Consider the following 21462-nt stretch of genomic DNA (forward strand, 5'->3'; position numbering starts at 1 on the left):
TTCTAGCTGAACAGCTTACTGTCTCGGACCATCGCCATACTCGGCGTCCTCGTCGACCCGGAAACGTTTAAGCGCCTGCATGACATCGCCGTCAAACTGCGCCGGCGTCGCTTCCCGGCCGATGATCCATGCATACAGATCCGCATCGGTCTGGTCGAGCAGGTGCTCGAATTCGACAACCGCCTCATCGGACATGGCGTCCAGATTCTGATCGGCAAATCGACCCAGGATGAGATCGGCCTCTTTGAAACCCCGGCGCCAGGCACGGATCCGCAGTTTCTTGCGCTTGTGTTCGATCGTTTCACTCATGCCAGCGATATAGTCCCGCTTCCGGGCCGCGTCGAGCACTGGCGCAGCGCGTTTCGCACGATAAAGTGCACGCCGATGCGACCGGAAATCCTCTTCCCCCTGTTTCAGGACGTCACTGCCCTGCCCGGCATTGGCCCGCGGCTGGCTGCGCTCTTGGCCAAGCTCACCGGGCCGCGGGTGAAGGATGTGTTATGGCTCAAGCCAACCGGGCTGGTTGACCGTCGCCAAAAGGTCTCGATCACGGATGCACCCGAGGGGCAGATTGTGACGATCGAAGCGCAGGTCGAGGAACATTTCCCGGCCCGCCGCAAGGGCCAGCCCTACAAGGTCCGGCTTTATGATCCGACCGGTTTTCTTCACCTGATCTATTTCCATCCGCGCGGGGATTATCTCAGCAAGCTTCTCCCCGTAGGCCAGACGCGTATCGTCTCCGGCAAGGCCGAACGCTTCGGATCGGAGATCCAGATTGTGCATCCCGATCTGGTAATGACGCAGGAGGAGGCTGCGGGCACATCTTTACTGGAGCCCGTCTACCCGCTCACCGCCGGTCTGACCGGCAAGACCGCCCGCAAAGCCATCGCCGGGGCCTTGGGACTTCTGCCGGACCTGCCAGAATGGATTGATACCGACCTGAAGGCGGAACGGGCCTGGCCTGCATTCAAAGAGTCGTTGGAAGCCCTTCACAATCCGGATGGTGCGAGCGAGCTGGAACCGGAGTTTCCGGCCCGGCAACGCCTGGCCTTTGACGAGCTGCTCGCCCGTCAGCTGGCGCTTCAGCTGGTCCGGGCCCGTCGCAAACGCCAGTCCGGCCGGGCACTGCAGGGCAAGGGCAACAAGGTCGCTGCTCTGCTCAAACATGCCCCGTTCCAGCCGACCGGAGCCCAGCAACGCGCGTTTGCCGAGATCGAGGCGGATATGGCGCTGCCTGAGCGGATGACCCGACTGCTGCACGGGGATGTTGGCGCAGGCAAAACCTTTGTCGCCGCCCTGGCTGCGGCGCGGGCCAGCGAAGCGGGAACCCAGACCGCGCTCATGGCGCCGACGGAAATCCTCGCACGCCAGCATGCCAAGACGCTCAAATCCCTGCTCGAACCCGCCGGTCTCAATGTCATCGCCCTGACCGGCCGGGACAAGGGCAAGGCCCGCGCGCAATTGCTTGAACAGATGGCAGCCGGCGATGTTGAAGTTGTTTGCGGCACCCACGCGCTGTTCCAAGAGGGGGTGGAGTTTTCCGATCTCGGTCTGGTGATCATTGATGAGCAGCACAGGTTTGGTGTCTCGGACCGGCTGCGCCTGACGGCAAAGGGCTATCGGCCCGATACGCTGGTGATGACGGCGACACCGATCCCACGCACACTTTCCCTCGCCGTCTACGGCGATCTGGATGTCTCGCGTCTTGATGAAAAACCGGCCGGACGCATCCCGCCGACGACACGGCTGATCTCCATGGACCGGGTCGATGATGTCATTGACGGTTTGCGGCGCGCCCTGGCCAAGGGTGAGCGGGTCTACTGGGTTTGTCCGCTTGTGGAAGAGAGCGAGCACTCCGAACTCACCGCTGCGGAAGATCGCTGGCGCTATCTGCGCGCGGCGCTGGGGGATGAGGGTATCGGGCTCTTGCACGGCCGCATGAAGCCCGCTGAGAAAGAGGCGATCGCCAACGCCTTCAGGGGCGGTGACATCAAGGTCCTTGTGGCCACGACGGTGATCGAAGTCGGCGTCGATGCCCCGGATGCCACGATCATGATCATCGAGCACGCCGAACGCTTCGGCCTGGCCCAGCTGCACCAGTTGCGCGGGCGTGTCGGTCGTGGCGACAAGCCGTCCTCATGCCTCCTGCTCTACAAGCCCCCGCTCGGCGAAACCGCACAGGCCCGGCTGGAAATGCTGCGCGAGAGCGATGACGGTTTTCGTATTGCCGAAGAAGACTGGCGTCTGCGTGGCGCCGGCGACCCGCTGGGCCTGCGCCAGAGCGGATTGCCCGACTTCAAACTGGCCGACATCGAGGCTCATGCCGATCTGATCGAGCTCGCCAATGACTGGGCCAAGCTGATCGTCGCGCGCGATCCGGAACTGACCGGGGATACGGGCGATGCCCTGCGCCACCTGCTTTACCTGTTCGATCAGGACCAGGGCATCCGGTTGCTGAAATCCGGCTAGGCCTGTTTCACCTCGTCCGGCAGCGCGTCCTTCACCTCTTGCGGCAGCTTGTCCGGCGTCACCATGCCGAAGGAAATGATCAGCTTGGCGGCTTCCTCGACCGACATGTTGATCGGGATGGTGTTGGAACGCGGCGTATAAAGCAGAAAGCCCGAGGTTGGATTGGGCGTTGTCGGCACGAAAAGGCCAATGACATCGTCTGAAATATTCTCCCGCAGCGTGTCATTGCCCTCCGCAGACACAAAGGCGACGACGTAAAGCCCCTTCATCGGATACTCGATCAGCACGACTTCCTTGAAGGAGTTCTGCTTGCCGTTGAAGACGGTCTCGACGATCTGTTTCACCGCGCCATAGACATTGCGCACGAGCGGCACGCTGGCGAGAACCCGCTCGCCCATGCCGATCAGCGAGCGGCCAAAGAAATTCGCCGCCAGTGCACCAAGCACGGTAAGCAGGAAAACCGCGATCACCACACCGAGGCCGGGAATGGTGAAATCACCCGGCAGATAGGTCTCCGGGTTATAGCGCGCCGGTATGATCGGCTTCACCACCCGATCAACAAAGCCGACAAAGCTGATGATCAGGAATATCGTCACACCCAGCGGCGTGGCGATGATAATCCCGGTAAGAAAGCTATTTCGTAGCCAGCGCAGCATCTATTCCGTTCCAAACCCCGCGGACATCCGCAAACCGCCCCTCAGCAGCGCGGCAACCATAAGCGAAGCCTTCAGCGCCGCCAATCGGTTGCGCTTGGATAATTCGCCAGCAATCATGCGCCGACTCGCCCGAGGAAACAGTTTTGAACACGATCCGTATCGCCTGGTGGATTATTGCTGCAAGCGTCGGTGGCTTTCTCGCCCTCGCCGCCCTGTCCGGCTGGTTCCTGCGCGACCAGATCTATCAGACTTTCCAGGACCCTGGCGAACCTTTCCAGACCTATGAGCCGCCTGAGGGGGCGGACTATGCCAGCGCCGAGGCCTGGTATCTTCAGGGCCGCTTTTCCGATGATCTGGAAACCGCGGTCTTTTTCGTTCACCCGACGACCTATTCGGGCGGGGCCAATTGGAATGCGGAACTGGACAAGACCAGTTCCAACCAGGCCGTCGAGCGTGTGATCCTGCCCAATTACGCCGCGCCATTTTCCAGCGCCGGGCCGCTCTTTGTGCCGCGATACCGCCAGGCGGCGCTTTATACCTTCATGAATAATCGCGAGGACGGCGTTCTGGCACGGGAGTTTGCCTATCAGGACGTCTTGCGGGCGTTTGATCAATTCCTCGCCGATATCGGGCCGTCGCGGCCGATCCTGTTGTCCGGCTATGGCCAGGGTGGTCTGCATGTCCTGCGATTACTGATCGACCGCTTTGCTGAGGATCCGGTGATGCAGGCCCGGCTGGTCACCGCCTATATCATCGAACACCCGGTCCCGCTCGACCTGCTCAATACGTCCCTGGAGGGCATACCCGCGTGCGAAACCCCGGAAGATGTGCGCTGCATCTATGCGTTCATGCAGGTGCTGCCGAGCGAAGAACGGCGCATCCGTATTCTCACCGAGCGGACGATGAGCTGGACCCCGGACGGGACGCTGAACTTCGTCAATGAGCGCCGCCTGCTCTGCACCAACCCGCTGCTCGCAGCGCCGTCGAACCAGTATGCCTCGGCGCAAATGCACCAGGGCGGGGTCGCGGCGGTCAATCTGTCGATGGACACCAATCCGGCCCCGATACCGCGCCAAACCGGGGCCCAATGCGCTGACGGCGTGCTGTTTACCGAGCGCCCCCGCTCAGCCCTTCTGCGCCGCCCGAGCCGGATCGCGGAGGAATTCCGCGAGCCGCCTTACAATCTGTTTTACGAGGACATCCGCCTAGACGCCGCGCGCCGCAGCCTGATCCTTGGAACCATATTGCAGGAAGAGCGTCGTTGGCGGATGCTCGACCCGCAATAAGCCGATCAGCTCCAGCCCTTGGCCAGCTGGTCGAAGCGCAGAAGGTCGGCGACCAGCGCCTCAAACTGATCGAGCGGCACCATGTTGGGGCCATCCGAGGGCGCATTATCCGGATCCGGGTGGGTTTCCATGAACACGGCTCCGACCCCGATGGACACCGCCGCACGCGCCAAGGGCGGAACGAACTCGCGTTGGCCACCCGACGTGGTCCCCTGCCCGCCCGGTTGCTGGACCGAATGGGTGGCGTCGAACACCACGGGCGCACCGAAACCGGCCATGATCGGCAGGGACCGCATGTCGGTCACCAGCGTATTATAGCCAAAGCTGGCCCCGCGCTCGCAAGCCATCGCGTTGGGATTACCCGCGCCGGCGATCTTGCCGAGAACGTTTTTCATATCCCAGGGCGCCAGGAACTGGCCCTTTTTCACATTGATCACCTTGCCGGTCTTAGCCGCGGCGATCAGCAAATCGGTCTGGCGGCACAGGAATGCCGGGATTTGCAGCACATCGACCGCTTGGGCAGCCATGGCGCACTGCTCTGCGGTATGCACATCGGTGAGAACCGGAAGCCCCGTCGTCTCACGGATTTCCGCGAATATCGGCAAGGCAGCCTCAAGCCCGACGCCGCGTTGGCTGGACAGGCTGGTTCTATTTGCCTTGTCGAAGGAAGTCTTATAAATCAATCCAATATCAAGGCGATCCGCGATCTCCTTGAGTTGGGCAGATACCTCAAGACCATGCTCGCGGCTTTCCAGCTGGCACGGTCCGGCAATCATAACCAGTTTCCGGTCATTGCCGATTTCGATCGGATCTTGACCCGGGCGGGGAACGGAAATCACGGCATTCAGCTCAGTCACGGCCAACTCCTTGAGCAAATCTCTGGCTTCGCTGTCATCAAATCTGATCTGGACGCATAGCGATATCGTAGACGAATTGAGTTCTTATTGACGTACAATCAAGCCATGGCAACCGCCTCCGCCACAGTACCGGCCCTCGTCTGGGTCGGACGAGACCTCCGGCTCCGGGACAATCCGGCGCTGTCGGCCGCGGTGCAATCGGGCCAACCCCTCATACTGGTTTATATTCATGAGGAGAACACGCCCTACCGTCTAACCCCGGGCGCGGCGAGTGGCTGGTGGCTGCATCGCTCGATCGAAAAGATGAGCGAGGCGGTCCGCGCACTGGGCGCGAAGCTGCATCTGATCCAGGGCGATGCAGAATATGTCCTGCCGCACCTGGCCCAGAAACACGCGATCAGCGATGTTTACTGGAACCAGATTACAGATCCCAAGATTGATGATCGCGACCGCCGCCTGGCCCAACGTCTGATGGAGATCGGGACCCAGCCGCGGGTCTTTCGCTCGATCACACTGCTCGACGCCGGCCAGGTCCTCAACAAGTCCGGACTGCCCTTCCGGGTCTTCACGCCTTTCTGGCGCACGGCATCTACCACTATCCGTCCCACCCGGCTGGCCCCCGAACCCAAGCAGATCAATGATGCGGGCCTGGATATCGATGGCAGCGCCATTGAAGACTGGGGCCTCATCCCGTCCAATCCCAATTGGGCAGAAGAGTTTGATGAGCACTGGGTGCCCGGCGAACGCGGCGCGCAAACAGCGCTGGACCGCTTTGTTCACGAGGCCCTCAACGGTTACCCGGAGAACCGGGACCGGCCCGATATTATGGGCACCTCGCGGCTGTCACCCCACCTAGCGGCTGGCGAGATTTCCCCGCGGCAAATCTGGATCGCTATCCGTGACGCCGAAGCGCGTGGAGCCTCAAGTGCTGCCGTGGAGAAATTCCTCGCCGAGCTCGGCTGGCGTGAGTTTTCCTATTATCTCTTCCATCATTTCGGGGATTTGCGGCGGAAGAATTTCAATTCGAAATTCGATAATTTTGCCTGGCGCGATGACCCTGCTGCCTTCAAGGCCTGGGCCCGCGGGCAGACCGGTATTCCTATGGTCGATGCCGGTATGCGCCAGCTCTGGCAAACCGGCTGGATGCATAATCGCGTCCGCATGATCGCCGCCTCATTCTTGGTGAAACATCTCGGCATTCACTGGCAGGACGGGATGCACTGGTTCGAGGACACGCTGGTTGATGCCGACCCGCTGGTCAATGCGACGAGCTGGCAGTGGGTCGCCGGGACAGGTGCCGACGCTGCCCCCTATTTCCGCATCTTCAACCCGGTCACACAGGGTGAGAAATTCGACCCGGATGGGGATTATGTGCGCCGCTGGGTGCCTGAACTTGCCGGTCTGCGCGGCAAGGACATCCACACGCCATCCGGGGCTCCACCGGCCATGCGATTATCTGCAGGGGTTGAGATCGGCGGGAATTACCCTGCGCCAATCATTGATCTGAAGCAGCGGCGCCAGGCCGCCCTGGACGCCTTCGCCGCCATCAAGCAGAACGACGCCTAGGCGTCCTGCAGCACATAGCTGATGCGTTGGCCCCGGGCCTCGAACTCACACCCGACCCAGCGGCCATCGGCGTCATACCAGAGATCCACCGTCACCGTGCCGGCCATGCGATAGCCGCGGGCCTCGACCGGACCGCTCGCGGTCTCGATAGTCCGCAAGCCCAGATCGGTCACCTCAACTGGCATGGGTTCACCGGTTTCGGTGTTCAGGATGGTCCGGGTCTCCGGCGTATATCCGCGCCAATGGCTTGACGGGATCATGTCACTCAGCATTTCACCCAGCGAAATCAATTCGCCGTCCGGACCGCGCTCGACATCCACTTCCAGCCAGCCGCCATCCTTGAACGTCCGCGAGCGCATCAGCACCAGCTCATCATCGTCCCAGCGTTCGATCGCCTGGTGTTCATACCGGAACACGGTGATGGGCCCGAGACGCACCGAAAGTTCAATCTCGATATCGACGTCGACATCGCCGTTGCCCAATGGCGTGAAGCGGACAATGTGCTCCCCAAAGGGAGACCCATTGCGATAAACGTCGAAACGGATGTCTTGTGCAGGGACGTCCGTTGCAAAGGCAGGCATTGCGCCCAAAATAAGGGTGGCGGGGAGGAGCAGTGTTTTGATCATACCCGCAATACGTGCCTATTATTGAACCGGATCACCTCAGACCCGAATTTCCTTCGGGCACCCATCCCATTTTTGCCCCTTACCCGCGAGGTCCCCATGCCGCACGCCCGTTCGGTCATCGATCTGATTGGAAACACGCCGCTATTACGCCTGAACCGGGCATCCGATGAAACCGGCTGCGAAATCCTTGGGAAGGCTGAATTTCTCAACCCGGGCGGCTCGGTCAAAGACCGCGCAGCGCTGGGCATTATCCGCGCAGCCGAGGCCTCCGGGGCGCTCAAGCCCGGTGGCACGATTGTCGAGGGAACAGCCGGGAATACCGGTATCGGGCTTGCCATGGTCGGTGCAGCCCTGGGCTACAAGGTCGTCATCGTTTTCCCGCGCACCCAGTCCAAGGAGAAAAAGGATGCGATCCGGCTCTTGGGCGCCGAGCTGATCGAGGTGGACGCGGTCCCTTACAAGAACCCCAATCATTATGCCCGCTATTCCGGGACACTGGCCGCCGAACTCAATGAAAGCGAAGCCAATGGCGCGATCTGGGCGAACCAGTTCGATAATGTTGCCAACCGCGACTACCACGCCCAGACCACCGCGATGGAAATCTGGGACCAGACCGGCGGCCAGATAGACGGGTTTGCCTGTGCTGTCGGCTCCGGCGGCACAATTGGCGGGGTCTCCAATGGCCTTAAGTCCAAGCGCGAGGAGATCCAGATTGGCCTGGCCGACCCTGGCGGCGCCGCGCTTTACGGCTATTACGCCAATGGCGAGCTCAAGGCTGAGGGCAATTCCATCACCGAGGGGATCGGCCAGAGCCGTATTACCGCCAACCTGGAAGGCGTGAAAATCGATCGGGCCTACCGCATCAGCGATGAGGAAGCCCTGCCGATTATTTTTGACCTGGTGCAGGAGGAAGGCCTGTGCCTAGGCGGATCGGCCGGGGTCAATATCGCCGGGGCCATGCGCCTCGCCCGGGATATGGGGCCCGGGCACACCATCGTCACTATTCTGTGCGATCACGGATCGCGCTATCAGTCCAAACTCTTCAATCCGGACTTCCTGCGCGAGAAGAACCTGCCGGTTCCGGCCTGGCTTGATGGGGCGAACGCATGAAAGACGCCACTCGCCTGACCCGCCTGGGCCGCGCCCATGGCGAACGCGGCCTGGTCAATGCTCCGGTCGAGCGCGCGTCGACCATCCTGGCCCCGTCCGCCGGCGAGCTCTACAACGCACCGCCGGGACGCCCACATTATGGCCGGGTCGGGATGGCGACCCAGTCGGGATTGCGCGAAGCCCTTTGCGATCTTCAGGGCGGCCAGCATTGCGCCCTGACCAGTTCGGGCCTGCAGGCCAATGCGCTCGCCGTGCTCTCCGCTGTTGAAGCGGGCGGCACAGTCTTGGCGGCTGACTGTATCTATGGCCCGGTCCGGGGCTTCCTGCTCCAGACCCTGAAGCGGTTTGGCGTTGAGGTCCGCTTCGTATCCTCGCGCGCTGGCGGGGATATCGAAGCCCAGCTCGACGACAGCGTTCAGGCCATCCTGCTGGAGAGCCCTGGCTCGCTGACCATGGAAATCCAGGACCTCGAAGCTATTGCCAGCATCGCCCGCGAGCATGGTGTCACCACCATCATCGATGATACCTGGAGCGCCGGCCTGACCATGAAACCGCTCGAGCTCGGCATTGATCTGGCCGCCCAGGCCCTGACCAAATATATCGGCGGACATTCCGACGTCATGCTGGGAGCAGTCGTCGCGGGTTCTGAACAGGCCGCCAAACGGCTGGCCGATACAGAGAGAACCCTGGGCATGTTCGCCAGTCCCGATGACGCCTTTCTGGTACTGCGCGGCCTGCGCACGCTCGAGATGCGGATGCAGAAAAGCGGAGCATCTGGGCTGCAGATCGCCGACTGGCTCGCAACGCGTCCGGAAATTGGCCGCATCTATCACCCCGCCCGGCCCGATCACGAAGATCATGAGCGCTATAAGCGATGGTTCACCGGACCGGCGGGCCTGTTCTCTTTTGAACTTCTGGTCGATGATGTGCCGCGGGCGGAACACTTCATGGATCAGCTCAAACTCTTTGGTATCGGCTATTCCTGGGGCGGGTATGAGAGCCTCATCATCCATTGCGATCCGCAGCTGCGGCGCAGTGCCGGGGATGGCGTCCATTCCGGGACATTGATGCGCCTGGCCGTCGGCCTGGAAGACCCGGAAGATTTGATCGGTGATCTGGAGCGAGGATTGGCCGCGATCAGCGTGGGCTGAGCCAATAGGACGCAAAATCGTCGCAGCATGGCGTCCAAGTTCAGGAGAATGGCGCCTCCGGCAGGACTCGAACCTGCAACCATCCGCTTAGAAGGCGGGTGCTCTATCCGGTTGAGCTACGGAGGCTGAGCGCCGGGCCGGCAGGCTGGTCTAGTGCGACCAGGGCTGTTTGCGATCGGCGGAGAAATTCGCCGCGTAGGACTTCTCGTAGCGCTTGGCCGCTTGCGGTTCGGAAACCTGGAAAGGAATGCCCTGGCGCTTGGCGTAGGCCATCGCCTCTTCCTTGCTATCGAAATTGAGCTGGACCTGACTGCGCATGTCCGAGCTCGACGTCCATCCCATCAAGGGATCGGGACGGCGGGCCATCTCCGGACGGAACTCCAGGATCCACTGCTTCGACTTCGCGCGACCGGACTGCATGGCGCTACGCGCCGGCCGATAGATTTTTGCAAACATCGATGTCTCCAATCCCAAGAGATTTGCGATGGTCGGGGCGGCAAGATTCGAACTTGCGACCCTCTGGTCCCAAACCAGATGCGCTACCAGGCTGCGCTACGCCCCGTTATTGCCCTTATGGAAGCGGTCTTGCCCAATGGCAAGACTAGGGCTCGTCCGTGACTGCTCCAGACGCAGTTTCATCCACAGCATCCTCGGCTGTGGCGGTTTCCACATTATTGAAGAAGCGGTGGCGAACGATGGCCCCCGGGCCGATGCCGCGTTCAATTGATTGCCCGCCGGCCAGCTCAAGCACGCCGACAACAACATGGTCCGATGTCAGCGATCGGCGCGTCTGCGGCTGGGCATGGGCGATCACTTTCACAACCAGGCCATCGCTGTCGATATAAATCATGTCGAGCGGGATGAGCGTGTTTTCCATCCACATCGAGGCGCGCTGAGCCGGCTCGTAGCGGAACAGCATGCCCGCATCGTCGGCCAGGCTGTCGCGATACATCAGGCCGCGCGCCAATTGCTCCTGGGTTTCGGCGATCTCTGCCGAAATCGTATGCGTTGCGCCACCGGTTTCAATGATGACGGGTTCAGCCGCACCAAACACGACCTCGGCAATCTCGGTTGCAGGAATATCCGCAGCCGATTCGGCCGACGGTTCGGGCTGCGTGACGGCAGCGCCACCGAGCAGCAGGGCAGAAAGAAGAAGGCTTTTCATGAGCCGCAAGCTAGCCAAGCTCTGGAGCCGAGGCAATCACTCGACCCTGGAGCCCGGCGGGCTTGTGCAGTTGCAGCTAGACCGGCGCGCCGACCCGGATTTCGGCCGCCAGGGCCCCTTTGGGCCCCTCGACGCAACGGACCTGCACCACTTCTCCAGGCTGGATTTCATCCACCCCTGCCCGGCGCAGTGTCGCGGCGTGGAGGAAGACATCTCCCTCAACCTCGTCACAGGTGACGAAACCATAACCGCGCAATGCGTCAAACCATTTCACAATCGCACTGCAAAACGGGGCATTGATCCCGGCATTGGGATGGAAACGCCGTGGCCGGGCCGGAGCCTGCTCATCGCCACCGGTCATTTCGACGATTTCAATCGCCTGCCGACCTTTGTCGCCTTTGACAGCTTTGCAAATTACACTTGCGTTGGGCAGTGCGGGCCCCTGACCAAATCGTCGGAGACAACTTGCATGGAGGAGGATGTCCCCCAATCCGTCAGTTGCGTCGATAAATCCATATCCGCGTGCAGGATCATACCATTTTACGCGGCCTTCGAGACGAACAACCTCTGTGTCGTCGAATACTTCATGAGCCAGAACCATAACTTTTCGCTCGCATAGACAACCCTCGAGCGAAAGGTTTTACACAATTTCAAAAGTTAAGAGAAGGTAAATCACTCATTTGGTTGCTTTTCGCCTCCGCTACATGATGATACTGAAAGCCATTCGCAAGACAATTAACACAAGATATTGTGTTTAGGACGCGAACCGCCCGCAAGGAGATGGGTCTCTCATTACGTGGCGGTAATGTGTATTTTTCTCCTAAAAGGGGAATTAATTCTGTGGAAAACCGCCGTTTTTGACGTGTACAAAACACACAACTCCACCATTCCGTGTGGTTTCTGAGGGCAAATCAGACAAAAAGTGCGAGATTTTCAATGCGATTCGGGCGCTTTCATGACGCCACCCATTGCAGCCTCACCTCAAAGGCGAGTCGCCAGCGCTTCCGCCTCTGCCAACCGGGCCACGGCCTTGGCACTGCGATAGATGGCGCTGTTAGAGCCGTGCTCGGAGCATTCCACTGATTCAACCCAGCACCGCCCCCCCGTCAGGCGTTGCAGGATCTCATCAGCCTTATGGAAGGTCATCTCGGCCATGCGCTCACAGCTGGTTCCGGATACGATACGAACCCGGGCAATACCGCGCTCGCCCAGCGCTTCCAGCGCTGCGCGCTCCGGATCGTCCTCGGCAACCAGCAGGGTGTGATCGAACATTTCGTGCAACCAGTCGCGAATATGTCCGAAGCCGCCCTTGCCGAAATCCAGGACCCAACCGCGCTTGTCGAGCTGTTCAGCCGCAAAAACGAAGTGGAAGCCAAAGGAATAGCCGTGCAGCAGGTGGCAATCGCTATCCGCCGCCCATTGGCGAGAGGTGCAGGATAACCCGCGTTCATTGCCATAGGTCTTGGTAGAGAGATGCGCCATATCCAACCTGCGTCCTGTCAGAGCCATAGCCGCTGCGCTCGCGAAGCGCGGCCAGAGCGGACATAACATGGCTGGCTGAAATTCGCATCGATGGCAGTCCCTAGGGGAATCGAACCCCTCTTTCCAGGTTGAAAACCTGGCGTCCTAACCGATAGACGAAGGGACCGCATCGATGTGAGGCCGGTGATATAAAAAAGTTGTTCGGGCCTTGCAAGCGCTTGAGCTGAAAAAAGCACATCAATTCGCAGGTGCGATGTCCTCGATTTGCAGTTGAACGCTCTCGCGGCCTTGCCAGGCATTGATTTTCAGCCGTCCGGCAATGTGCAGTCGCTGATCACTCGCCCGCAGCAAAGCCTCTCCTGCAGGCAGATCGGCGAGGCGGAAACCGATCGCAGCCACCCGGGCACCGTCGGATCCCTCGAGGCTGGCGCGAACATGGTCGCTGCCGACGCGCTTGGCATAGGTCACCCGGACATCGGGCATGACAAAGCGCGGCTCCGGATTGCCCTGACCGAACGGCCCAAGGGTTTCGATACTGCGGCAAAGATCCAGCGTCGCCGCGGCTGGGCTCAAAATGCCGTCAATCCAGCGCGTGCGGGCGTCTTCCGCGGCCGCCAGCTCCGGCGCCAGCCGGGCATCGAGAAATTCAATCAGTGCATTAATCGCGTCCGGATTGACGGTGAGCCCGCCGGCCATGGCGTGTCCACCTCCGGAGAGCAGCAGACCGGCTTCGCGAGCGGCCGCGATGGCGCCGCCCAGATTGACACCCGGCACTGAGCGCCCCGATCCCTTGCCCACTGCAGGCTGGGCGTCGCGATCGATGCCAATGACGATGGACGGTTTGTCGAAGCGTTCCTTGATACGCCCGGCTACGACGCCGATGACACCGGGGTGCCATCCCTCTCCTGCCGCGACCAGAACAGCGCGGTCAGCCCCCTGGCGTTCGACCTGGGCAATCGCGGCATCCAGCACCTCAGCCTCAATGGCGCGCCGTTCCGTATTGGAGAGGTCAAGACGACGAGCGTGGCGGGTGGCATCCTCGCTGCTGTCGGTGGTCAATAGCTGCACGCCGAGATCGGCCTGACCAACACGGCCGCCGGCATTGATGCGCGGTCCGAGCAGAAAACCGGCGTGGTAGACACTGGCCGGCTCCGATATGCCGGCGATTTCAGCCAGGGCCGCCAGACCGGTCTGGTCCCAGCGACTCATCACTTTCAGGCCTTGCGCAACAATCGCCCGGTTGATGCCGGTCAAGGGCACAACGTCACAGACCGTTCCCAAGGCGGCCAGGTCGGCAAAGGCCAGCAAGTCGGGGGCATTGGATTGATCGATATGGCCACGGCGGCGGCCTTCGCGGTTAAGCGCGGCCAGCAGGATGTAGGTCACCCCGGCCGCGGCCATATGCCCGCAATCGGACTGATCGTCCGGTCGATTGGGATTGACCAGAGCCGCTGAAGGCGGAAATGCCCCGTCCATCAAATGGTGATCAACGACAATAACCTCGAGACCGATCCCGGCCGCTGCCTCCAGCGCGCTGTGCGCGGCCGCGCCGCAATCCACCGTAATGACGAGCTCTACCCCGTCCTGGTGCAGCCGCTCGAAAGCCGCGATGTTCGGCCCATAGCCTTCCTCGATCCGGTCCGGAACGTAATGGCGGGGCGCGGCGCCCTGCGTGCGCATCCAGCGGATCAACTGCGCCGCCGAGGTCGCCCCGTCGACATCATAATCGGCGAAAACAGCAATCGAACGCTTGGCCTCCAGCGCGTCCCACAGGAGGCTGGCGGCCTTGTCCATATCGGCAAAGCTGGACGGGTCGGGGAAATAGTCCTTCAGCCTGGGCGTCAGGAAGCGGGCCGCATCATCCGGCCCGATGCCCCGGGCGACGATGAGGCGCGCCAACACATCCTCGATGCGCTGCTCGCGCACGATACGGCTGACATCATCTTCCGAACCGGTGCGCAGGCGCCAGGACTTCCCCAACAGGGAAGCAGAGACGCCCAATAGCGGGGCGTCCTGCGACTGGTCCATCTCGAGGGTGTCGTCCACCTCAGCCCAGCGGACGATCGGTCCGGATACGGCGCACGGAGTTATCCGTGCTGTCGAGCAGCAGCGTTTCCGTGGTCACCAGAGAGCCGGATTTGGACACGCCATCGACGAGATCACCGGCGGTTACGCCCGTGGCCACGAAGAGGCACTCCATCGATGCCAGCTCGGTGAGGTCGTATTTGCGATCAAGATCCGTCACGCCGACCCGGGCCGCACGGGCACGCTCATCATCATTGCGGAAGAACAGGCGGGCCTGCATCTGACCACCAATACAGCGCAGCGCCGAAGCGGCGAGCACGCCCTCAGGCGCCCCGCCCTGGCCGATATACATGTCGACCTGGGTACCGAGACCGGAAACGCCCATAGCACCAGCGACATCGCCATCGGAAATCATCCGGACCCGGGCGCCCGCAGCCTTGACGCCATCAATGATATACTGGTGACGTTCGCGCTCGAGCACACAGACAGTGATCTCGGACGGCGACACACCTTTGGCCTTGGCCAGATTGATGACGTTCTCTTCCGGATTGGCGTCGATATCGACAACGCCGGCAGGCAGGCCCGGCCCAACCGCAATCTTGTCCATATAGGTATCCGGCGCGTGCAACAGGCCGCCACGCGGGCTCAGGGACAGCACAGCCAGTGCGTTCGGCATGTTTTTCGCCGTCAGCGTGGTCCCCTCCAGCGGGTCCAGCGCGATATCAATGGCCGGGCCCTCACCGGTTCCGACTTCCTCACCGATGAACAGCATCGGCGCTTCGTCGCGCTCGCCCTCACCGATGACGATGCGGCCTTTCATGGCCATGGCATTGAGCCCGGTGCGCAGCGCGTCAACAGCTGCCTGGTCTGCCGATTCCTTTTCGCCACGGCCGATCCAGTCATAAGCGGCGATCGCCGCAGCTTCAGCGGCGCGCACAGCGCCCATAGCCAGATTGCTCAGCGATTGCGTATCGCTCATCTCGGATGTCTCCCTCTTGCGGCGAACGCGCCGCCCTTAACTGATGTTACCGGTAACAGGCGTTCCGGTTCAATCCCCTTGCGGCGGTGTTGTGCGGGCCTGGCCATTGCGAAGAAACTCCTCCGTATCGGCTCCCGCCTCATCGTCGAGTTCTTCGGATTCGGCAATCAGCGCATCGCGCTGCTCGAGCACTTCAATCATGCGCACATTCATATGGCTGCGGATGATCGGGCTCGACTCATAGACCGGGACACTCACCGGCGCGGCGCCCTCGCCTTGACGCTCCAGGCGGCGCTCTTCGATCCACTCGGCATTGGAGCCTTCAATAACGGGCATATCGAGTGTCGAGCAGCCGGCAAGCACGACCGAAAAAATGCTGAAAACAGGCACGAACTTCATGATATCTCCTCGCGCGAGGCGCGTGTTTCTGCTTTCTATACGCTCGTGACCGCGCATACCACTCCCTCTGCAGAAGGATTTGCTCATGAGCAAGACGGACTCCACCGATAATGGCAATGGCCAGGGTCCCAGCTGGACGGATCTGACCGAGAAGGACATGGAAACCCTCGACCAGGTGTCGCGCAATCTCATGCAGGCCTCACTGAAATCTCAGAAGCTGATGTCTGATGTGATGGCCAAGGCACTGGAAGGCGACCCGGTCATGCCGCAAGCCGACCCGTTTCATTCTGCACCGGAATTTGGCGAAGTCTGGACCGAGATCGTCTCGCACCCTGAACTGGTCATGCAGGCACAGGCCGATTTGATGAAGGGCTATCTCGATCTGTGGACCAATACGACCAAACGTGTCGTCACCGGGGATGTGGATCCCGCGATCAAGCCGGAACCCGGCGATAAACGCTGGCGCTCCAAGGACTGGAGCGAGAACCCGGTCTTCGATGCGATCAAACAGTCCTATCTGCTCAATCAGCATTTCTTGATGGGGCTCGTACGCGGGGTCGACGGCGTTGACGAGCGGACCAAGCGAAAAGTCGAATTTCTCACCAAGCAGATGACAGACGCGCTGGCGCCAACCAATTTTGCGCTGACCAATCCGGACGTTCTGCGCGAGACCATGCAGAGCCGGGGTGAAAACCTTACCCGCGGGCTCAAGCACCTCATGGCGGATCTGGAAAAGGGCAAGGGACGCCTCGCCCTGACCCAGACCGATATGGAAGGCTTCAAGGTGGGTGAGGATATCGCCACGACCGCGGGCAAGGTCGTGTTCCAGAACGATATCATCGAGCTGATCCAGTACGAGCCGACCACCGAGACGGTGAAACAGCGCCCGCTGCTGATCGCGCCGCCCTGGATCAATAAATACTACATCCTCGATCTGCGCGAAAAGAACTCGATGGTGCGCTGGCTGACCAAGCAGGGCTTTACCGTCTTCCTCATCTCCTGGGTCAATCCGGGCCCGGAGCTCAAGGACAAGACTTTCGAAGACTACATGCATGAAGGCCTCTTCGCTGCGATTGACGCGATCGAGGAAGCGACCGGGGAAACCTCGGTAAACACGGTGGGCTATTGTGTCGGCGGGACCATGCTGGCCTCGGCCCTGGCCTATCTGGAAGCCACGGGCAAGCCCGAGCGCATTGCCTCTGCCACCTTCTTTGCCGCCCAGACCGATTTCGAACTGGCCGGCGATCTCCTGCTCTTCATCGATGATGAATGGATGAAGGAGATCGAGCGCCTGATGGACGCCCAGGGCGGCGTGCTCGACGGTCGGACCATGGCGGACACGTTCAACCTGCTCCGGTCAAACGATCTGGTGTGGTCCTTCACCATCAATAACTACCTGCTCGGTCGACAGCCGCAGGCCTTTGATCTGTTGTTCTGGAATGCCGACCAGACGCGCATGCCCAAGGCGCTGCACCTTTGGTATCTAGACAACATGTACAAGAATAACCGCCTCTCGAAGGGCGAGCTGAGCATGGATAATGTCAAGCTTGACCTCGGCGCAGTGAAGACCCCCATCTACATGCAGGCCTCGCGCGATGATCACATCGCGCCCTACCCTTCCGTCTACAAAGGCGCCAAGCGCTTTGGCGGCCCGGTGCGCTTCATGATGGCCGGTTCGGGCCATATCGCCGGAGTGATCAACCATCCCGATGCCAATAAATACCAGCACTGGACCAATGACGCCCTGCCCGACACGGTGGATGAATGGATCGCCGATGCTGAGGAACACCCCGGCTCCTGGTGGCTCGACTGGCGTGGCTGGCTCTATGAACGCTCCGGCGAGAACGTTCCCGCGCGGGTTCCCGGTGACGGCAATCTCGCTGTCATTCGCAAAGCACCGGGCGAGAATGTTCTGGTCCGTTCCGATGCTCCCGCGGGCAATAAACAGGCGGAACCGGCGGAGTAATACGCGTCATTTCGGTTGGCGGGACAGGCGCATGCCCTGTCCCGCTTTCAATCCTACTAATTTGTTAGTTGATTGATCGGGGCCTTTCGCTAGGTTCAGATTGAACAACTAAGGAATTAGTCGATGCCGCGACCTGCCTCGCCTCAACTGACCGACGCCGAGCAGCGTATTATGGATGTGCTCTGGGAACGCGGCGAAGCCAGCGTACGCCAGCTTACCGAGGCTCTCGAAGCCGCTCACGGGCTGGCTTACACCACGGTTCTGACCACGGTGCGCATCATGGCGGAGAAAGGCCATGTCACCTTCCGCAAGGATGGCCGGGCGCATATCTACGCGCCGGCCGTCTCGCGCAGCGGGGCTCAGAAATCCGCCCTCGGCCGGCTGGTCGACAATCTGTTCTCCGGCTCACCCCAGGCCCTCGCCCAGCATTTGATCGAGGATGAAAAACTCAGCCTGGATGATATCGAGGCCTTGCGCGCCCATCTGATCGAGCAGCAAGGCCGCAAGGAGGATGGCAAATGAGCGACATCCTGCTTCCCGCTGCCGGATCCGGACTCCTGGCTTCGCTCGCCATGACCGGGCTGCTGATCGGCTATGACCGGTTCGCCCCGGCCAGCCATGTCCAGCAGCGCCACGATTTTGCCCTCGCAGCCCTTTTGACCGGTCCGCTGGTTTTCCTGATCGCGTTGATGCCGCGCTCGATCGAGTTCCTGCCGCGACACATCGATACGGTAAGCGCAGCCATTCCCGCCACGGCCGGTGTGGCCTACCGGCCCGGCGATCTGGCAACGGCGCAGCCTGGCCTTGATCTGTCCGCCTGGATTGCGCCTGGTCTGTTGGCTTTGTGGGCCGCTGTCAGCCTCGCCTTGCTGATTGTCCTCGGACGCGATCTTTACAGCCTGCGGCGCCTGCTGGTTCGCAGTGAAGAGACAGTGATCGGCCGGATTTCCACTCTCTCGCACACGGTTGAGACCCGTCTGTCGGCCGATGTTCCAGAGCCGATGCTGGCGGGCTATCTGCGCCCCGTCGTCTATCTGCCGCAGGACTATGACAGCGAGGCGCCCGGTAGCCGCGCCGTGCTGGAACACGAAATCGCCCACCTGCAACGTCGCGACACCTGGACCGTGCTGGTCGAGCGCGTCATGGCCGCGGTGTTCTGGTGGCTGGTGCCGGTTTTTCTTCTGCGTCCCATTTTGAGCAAGAGCCGGGAAAGCCTGTGTGATCGTTACGCCGCCGAGCAAACCGGCGAACCGCTGGTCATGGCTCACGCCCTGCTCGACGCCGCCGAACGCCAGGTGCGCGGCCCGGCCCTGGCGCTGGCGATTGCCGGGCGCCGCACGGCGCTGTCCCAGCGCATCCAATACCTCGCAGCCCTCAAACCCTCCTCCAACAAGGCAGTGCTCATGAAACTTCCCCTTATCCTTCCGGCCCTGGCCGCCCTGGCCCTGGTCGCGACCCCGCGCGTTGGCGCTGCGATCGAGATTGACCCCGACCGGCTCGACAAGCTGGCCGATTTCACCGGCGCGATCGCCAGCTCCGGCTCTGCGTCGCGGCTGATCGATGCGGTCGAGCGCGGCGACATGCAAAGCCTCGATCGGCTGCTGGAACAGGGCATGGATCCCGACAGCGTTTCCCCGGGCGATGGCACGGCGCTGATTGCCGCGGTGCGCATGCGCCGGGACGGCATGGTCGATCGCCTGCTGGAAGCGGGAGCCAACCCGAACCTCGCCAGCCGCGGCGATGGCAGCGCGCTGATCGAAGCCGCCCGCCAAGGCAATATGCGCCTGCTCACGACCCTGCTGGAAGCCGGCGCCAATCCGGACCTGATTGCCCCGGGAGATGGAACCGCCCTGATCCAGGCCGCCGCCGGCAATCATCTCGATGTCGCCGCCAGACTGCTTGAGGCCGGTGCCGATACAAACGGCTTTGCCCCGGCAGATGAAACCCCACTGATCAATGCGGCCCGGCGCGGCCATGTCGAAATGGCTGAACTGCTGCTGGAGGCCGGTGCTGATCTGTCTTTGACTGTCCCGGCGACCGACCGGCGCGGCGATGCCATCTATCGCTCGGCGTTGAGCGAAGCGCAGCGGCATAATCAGCGCGGAATGCTGCGCTGGCTTGAAGAACACGGCGCGGCACACCGTCCGCCGACCCGCTAACACCCCTACACATCAGGAGTAATTCCATGACTTTTTCTAACTGTCTGGCGAGCACCGCGCTCGCCGGGATGGCCGCGCTCACCCTGAATTCCGGTGTCCTCGCCCAAAACAACCCCGCCGATTTCAGCGACCAATTGCGCGACCGCTACACCGTCGGCACGGTAATCGAGCGCCACACCCTGGCCGAGCGCATGGCGGCCCATAACGTGCCCGGCATGGCCATCGCGATCCTTGAAGACGGCGAGGTTGTTTATGCCGCTGGCTTTGGCACGGCCCGGGCCGGCTCGGATCTGCCGATCACGGCCGACAGCGTCTTTTCCGCCGGCTCGGTCAGCAAGATCGCCACTGCCGCCATGGTCCTGGCTCTGCAGGCCGAGGGTCGTATCGATATTGACCAACCGGTCAGCACCTATCTGACCCGCTGGGCACTGGCCGATCAGCCCGAATATGACGAGGACCAGGTCACCCTGCGCACCATCCTCTCGCATACAGCCGGCTTCAACCTGCACGGCTTTCCCGATTTCCAGCCCGGCCAGCCTATGCCGAGCCGGATTGAAACCCTCAACGGCACCGGGCCCGCGCGCCAGGGTGCCCTGACCCTGCTGGCAGCGCCGGGAAGCGGGTATCGCTATTCCGGCGGTGGCTACACGCTCGCGGAACAGGTCATCGCGGACCGGCTTGAAACCGGGTTCGAAGAAGCCGCCCAATCCGTTTTGTTTGAGCCGCTGGGCATGCACCGGACCACATTTGCCAATCCGCTGCCCGAGGGTCATGGCGATATCGCCTATGCCCACGGTCGAGATGGCGCCCCGGCCGCCTTGCCCCGCGGTTATGAGGCCATGGCCGAGTTGGCCGCATCCGGCATGTGGACCAGTGCCAATGACCTCGGGGCGCTCGTCGTCGCGCTGATCGAGAGCTATCGCAGCCCGGATGGATTCCTACCGCAGGACCTGGCCACGGACATGATGACCAAGGTCTCACCCAGCGAACACGGCCTCGGCCCGCGCCTTTCGGGCGCAGGCGCCGGCCTCTTTTTTCATCATGGCGGCGCCAATAACTCCTATCAGACCTGGATCGAGGGTCATCTGGCCACCGGCGACGGGCTGGTCGTGCTGACCAATGGCTCGCGCGGGAGTGCGCTTTACACCGAGATCCGCAATGCGGTGGCCGATACCATGGACTGGGAGATCAACACGCCGGTCTATTTGCCCGCGCTCAACCTCCCGGCAGCGCAGCTGCAAAGCTATACCGGGACCTATGCAGTTGATGCAGACTTCCCCCGCGATCAGCGCGAGCAGGTGATCAACGGGTTTTTCGACCAGGGCCTGATCGTCTCCATGCAAGAGGGCGAACTCGTCCTGGCGCGGGAAGGCAGCGACCAGACGATCGAGCTTATCGCGACCGCGCCCAATCGTTTCCTGATCACAGCATTTAATCTGCGCGACGGGATCGCAGAGGTGGAATTTCACCGCGACGCCTTCGGGCAGAGCGGCGCGATGACCCTGCACATGCCCAATGCACGATCGCGCTACGAACGACAGTAGGTGTTGCTCTAATGAGACGGGG

General features: G+C 61.6%; 20 protein-coding genes and 3 tRNA genes. 9 read left to right on the forward strand and 14 right to left on the reverse strand.

What is annotated here, in order from left to right:
- Window positions 1-15: 15 nt before the first annotated feature.
- The gene (locus Q1V57_RS09265) at window positions 16-309 is read right to left on the reverse strand and encodes a succinate dehydrogenase assembly factor 2 (RefSeq protein ID WP_300529900.1); all 294 of its coding nucleotides are present in this window, start codon (window positions 307-309) and stop codon (window positions 16-18) included.
- 75 nt (window positions 310-384) lie between these two features.
- Between Q1V57_RS09265 and recG the strand changes: the two genes are divergently transcribed.
- Entirely contained in the window at window positions 385-2469 is a 2085-nt protein-coding gene (gene recG / locus Q1V57_RS09270) for an ATP-dependent DNA helicase RecG (protein WP_300529902.1), read from the forward strand.
- Here recG and Q1V57_RS09275 read toward each other — a convergent pair.
- On the reverse strand, window positions 2466-3125 hold the full coding sequence (locus tag Q1V57_RS09275) for a DUF502 domain-containing protein (protein ID WP_300529904.1): 660 nt from the start codon (window positions 3123-3125) through the stop codon (window positions 2466-2468). The genes recG and Q1V57_RS09275 overlap by 4 nt on opposite strands.
- Window positions 3126-3268: 143 nt before the next feature.
- Here Q1V57_RS09275 and Q1V57_RS09280 point away from each other — a divergent pair, with 143 nt between their 5' ends.
- Entirely contained in the window at window positions 3269-4411 is a 1143-nt protein-coding gene (locus Q1V57_RS09280) for a DUF3089 domain-containing protein (protein WP_300529906.1), read from the forward strand.
- A 5-nt stretch (window positions 4412-4416) separates the two neighbouring features.
- Here Q1V57_RS09280 and kdsA read toward each other — a convergent pair whose 3' ends face one another.
- Complete coding sequence (kdsA, locus tag Q1V57_RS09285; protein WP_300529908.1) at window positions 4417-5268, reverse strand: 3-deoxy-8-phosphooctulonate synthase; 852 nt, start codon at window positions 5266-5268, stop codon at window positions 4417-4419.
- A gap of 87 nt (window positions 5269-5355) precedes the next feature.
- Between kdsA and Q1V57_RS09290 the strand changes: the two genes are divergently transcribed.
- Window positions 5356-6834, forward strand: coding sequence for a deoxyribodipyrimidine photo-lyase (locus Q1V57_RS09290; RefSeq protein WP_300529910.1), 1479 nt, complete (start codon window positions 5356-5358; stop codon window positions 6832-6834).
- Here Q1V57_RS09290 and Q1V57_RS09295 read toward each other — a convergent pair.
- Entirely contained in the window at window positions 6831-7415 is a 585-nt protein-coding gene (locus Q1V57_RS09295) for a DUF6134 family protein (RefSeq protein WP_366145116.1), read from the reverse strand. The two genes, Q1V57_RS09290 and Q1V57_RS09295, sit on opposite strands and share 4 nt — an antisense overlap.
- A 141-nt stretch (window positions 7416-7556) precedes the next feature.
- On the opposite strand from Q1V57_RS09295, the gene Q1V57_RS09300 reads away from it, so the two are divergent.
- A complete protein-coding gene (locus Q1V57_RS09300) occupies window positions 7557-8570 on the forward strand; it encodes a cysteine synthase A (RefSeq protein WP_300529914.1) in 1014 nt (337 codons plus the stop codon).
- A complete protein-coding gene (metC, locus tag Q1V57_RS09305) occupies window positions 8567-9721 on the forward strand; it encodes a cystathionine beta-lyase (RefSeq protein WP_300529916.1) in 1155 nt (384 codons plus the stop codon). The genes Q1V57_RS09300 and metC overlap by 4 nt, the downstream gene beginning before the upstream one ends.
- Window positions 9722-9770: 49 nt before the next feature.
- Here the strand turns inward: metC and Q1V57_RS09310 are convergent.
- The 10 genes from Q1V57_RS09310 to Q1V57_RS09355 all read right to left on the reverse strand — a co-directional run bounded on the left by Q1V57_RS09310 (window position 9771) and on the right by Q1V57_RS09355 (window position 15771).
- Window positions 9771-9847 (reverse strand) — tRNA-Arg (locus Q1V57_RS09310).
- A 24-nt stretch (window positions 9848-9871) separates the two neighbouring features.
- The gene (locus tag Q1V57_RS09315) at window positions 9872-10177 is read right to left on the reverse strand and encodes an ETC complex I subunit (RefSeq protein WP_300529918.1); all 306 of its coding nucleotides are present in this window, start codon (window positions 10175-10177) and stop codon (window positions 9872-9874) included.
- Between the two features lie 29 nt (window positions 10178-10206).
- Window positions 10207-10283 (reverse strand) — tRNA-Pro (locus Q1V57_RS09320).
- A gap of 39 nt (window positions 10284-10322) precedes the next feature.
- On the reverse strand, window positions 10323-10886 hold the full coding sequence (locus Q1V57_RS09325) for a DUF192 domain-containing protein (RefSeq protein ID WP_300529920.1): 564 nt from the start codon (window positions 10884-10886) through the stop codon (window positions 10323-10325).
- A gap of 76 nt (window positions 10887-10962) precedes the next feature.
- Window positions 10963-11487: a cold shock domain-containing protein gene (locus Q1V57_RS15905; protein WP_366145117.1), complete on the reverse strand. Its 525-nt coding sequence runs from the start codon at window positions 11485-11487 to the stop codon at window positions 10963-10965.
- Between the two features lie 380 nt (window positions 11488-11867).
- Complete coding sequence (locus Q1V57_RS09335; protein WP_300529924.1) at window positions 11868-12368, reverse strand: 6-carboxytetrahydropterin synthase; 501 nt, start codon at window positions 12366-12368, stop codon at window positions 11868-11870.
- A 91-nt stretch (window positions 12369-12459) separates the two neighbouring features.
- A tRNA-Glu gene (locus Q1V57_RS09340) sits at window positions 12460-12534 on the reverse strand.
- 71 nt (window positions 12535-12605) lie between these two features.
- Window positions 12606-14414 (reverse strand): single-stranded-DNA-specific exonuclease RecJ, encoded by a 1809-nt coding sequence (recJ, locus tag Q1V57_RS09345; protein WP_300529926.1) that lies wholly within the window; start codon window positions 14412-14414, stop codon window positions 12606-12608.
- Between the two features lies 1 nt (window position 14415).
- A complete protein-coding gene (gene glpX, locus Q1V57_RS09350; RefSeq protein WP_300529929.1) occupies window positions 14416-15372 on the reverse strand; it encodes a class II fructose-bisphosphatase in 957 nt (318 codons plus the stop codon).
- Between the two features lie 69 nt (window positions 15373-15441).
- A complete protein-coding gene (locus Q1V57_RS09355) occupies window positions 15442-15771 on the reverse strand; it encodes a hypothetical protein (protein ID WP_300529931.1) in 330 nt (109 codons plus the stop codon).
- A gap of 85 nt (window positions 15772-15856) precedes the next feature.
- Here Q1V57_RS09355 and phaC point away from each other — a divergent pair, with 85 nt between their 5' ends.
- The 4 genes from phaC (at window position 15857) to Q1V57_RS09375 (ending at window position 21440) form a co-directional block, all read left to right on the forward strand.
- Window positions 15857-17737 (forward strand): class I poly(R)-hydroxyalkanoic acid synthase, encoded by a 1881-nt coding sequence (gene phaC, locus Q1V57_RS09360; RefSeq protein ID WP_300529933.1) that lies wholly within the window; start codon window positions 15857-15859, stop codon window positions 17735-17737.
- Window positions 17738-17860: 123 nt separating this feature from the next.
- Window positions 17861-18259 carry a BlaI/MecI/CopY family transcriptional regulator gene (locus Q1V57_RS09365; protein ID WP_300529935.1) on the forward strand — a complete coding sequence of 133 codons (399 nt, stop codon included), beginning with the start codon at window positions 17861-17863 and terminating at the stop codon, window positions 18257-18259.
- A complete protein-coding gene (locus Q1V57_RS09370; RefSeq protein WP_300529937.1) occupies window positions 18256-19896 on the forward strand; it encodes a M56 family metallopeptidase in 1641 nt (546 codons plus the stop codon). Before Q1V57_RS09365 ends, Q1V57_RS09370 begins: the two co-directional genes overlap by 4 nt.
- A 26-nt stretch (window positions 19897-19922) precedes the next feature.
- Complete coding sequence (locus tag Q1V57_RS09375; protein ID WP_300529938.1) at window positions 19923-21440, forward strand: serine hydrolase domain-containing protein; 1518 nt, start codon at window positions 19923-19925, stop codon at window positions 21438-21440.
- Window positions 21441-21462 lie beyond the last annotated feature (22 nt).

This window comes from Maricaulis sp., assembly GCF_030149425.1.
GTDB lineage: Bacteria > Pseudomonadota > Alphaproteobacteria > Caulobacterales > Maricaulaceae > Maricaulis.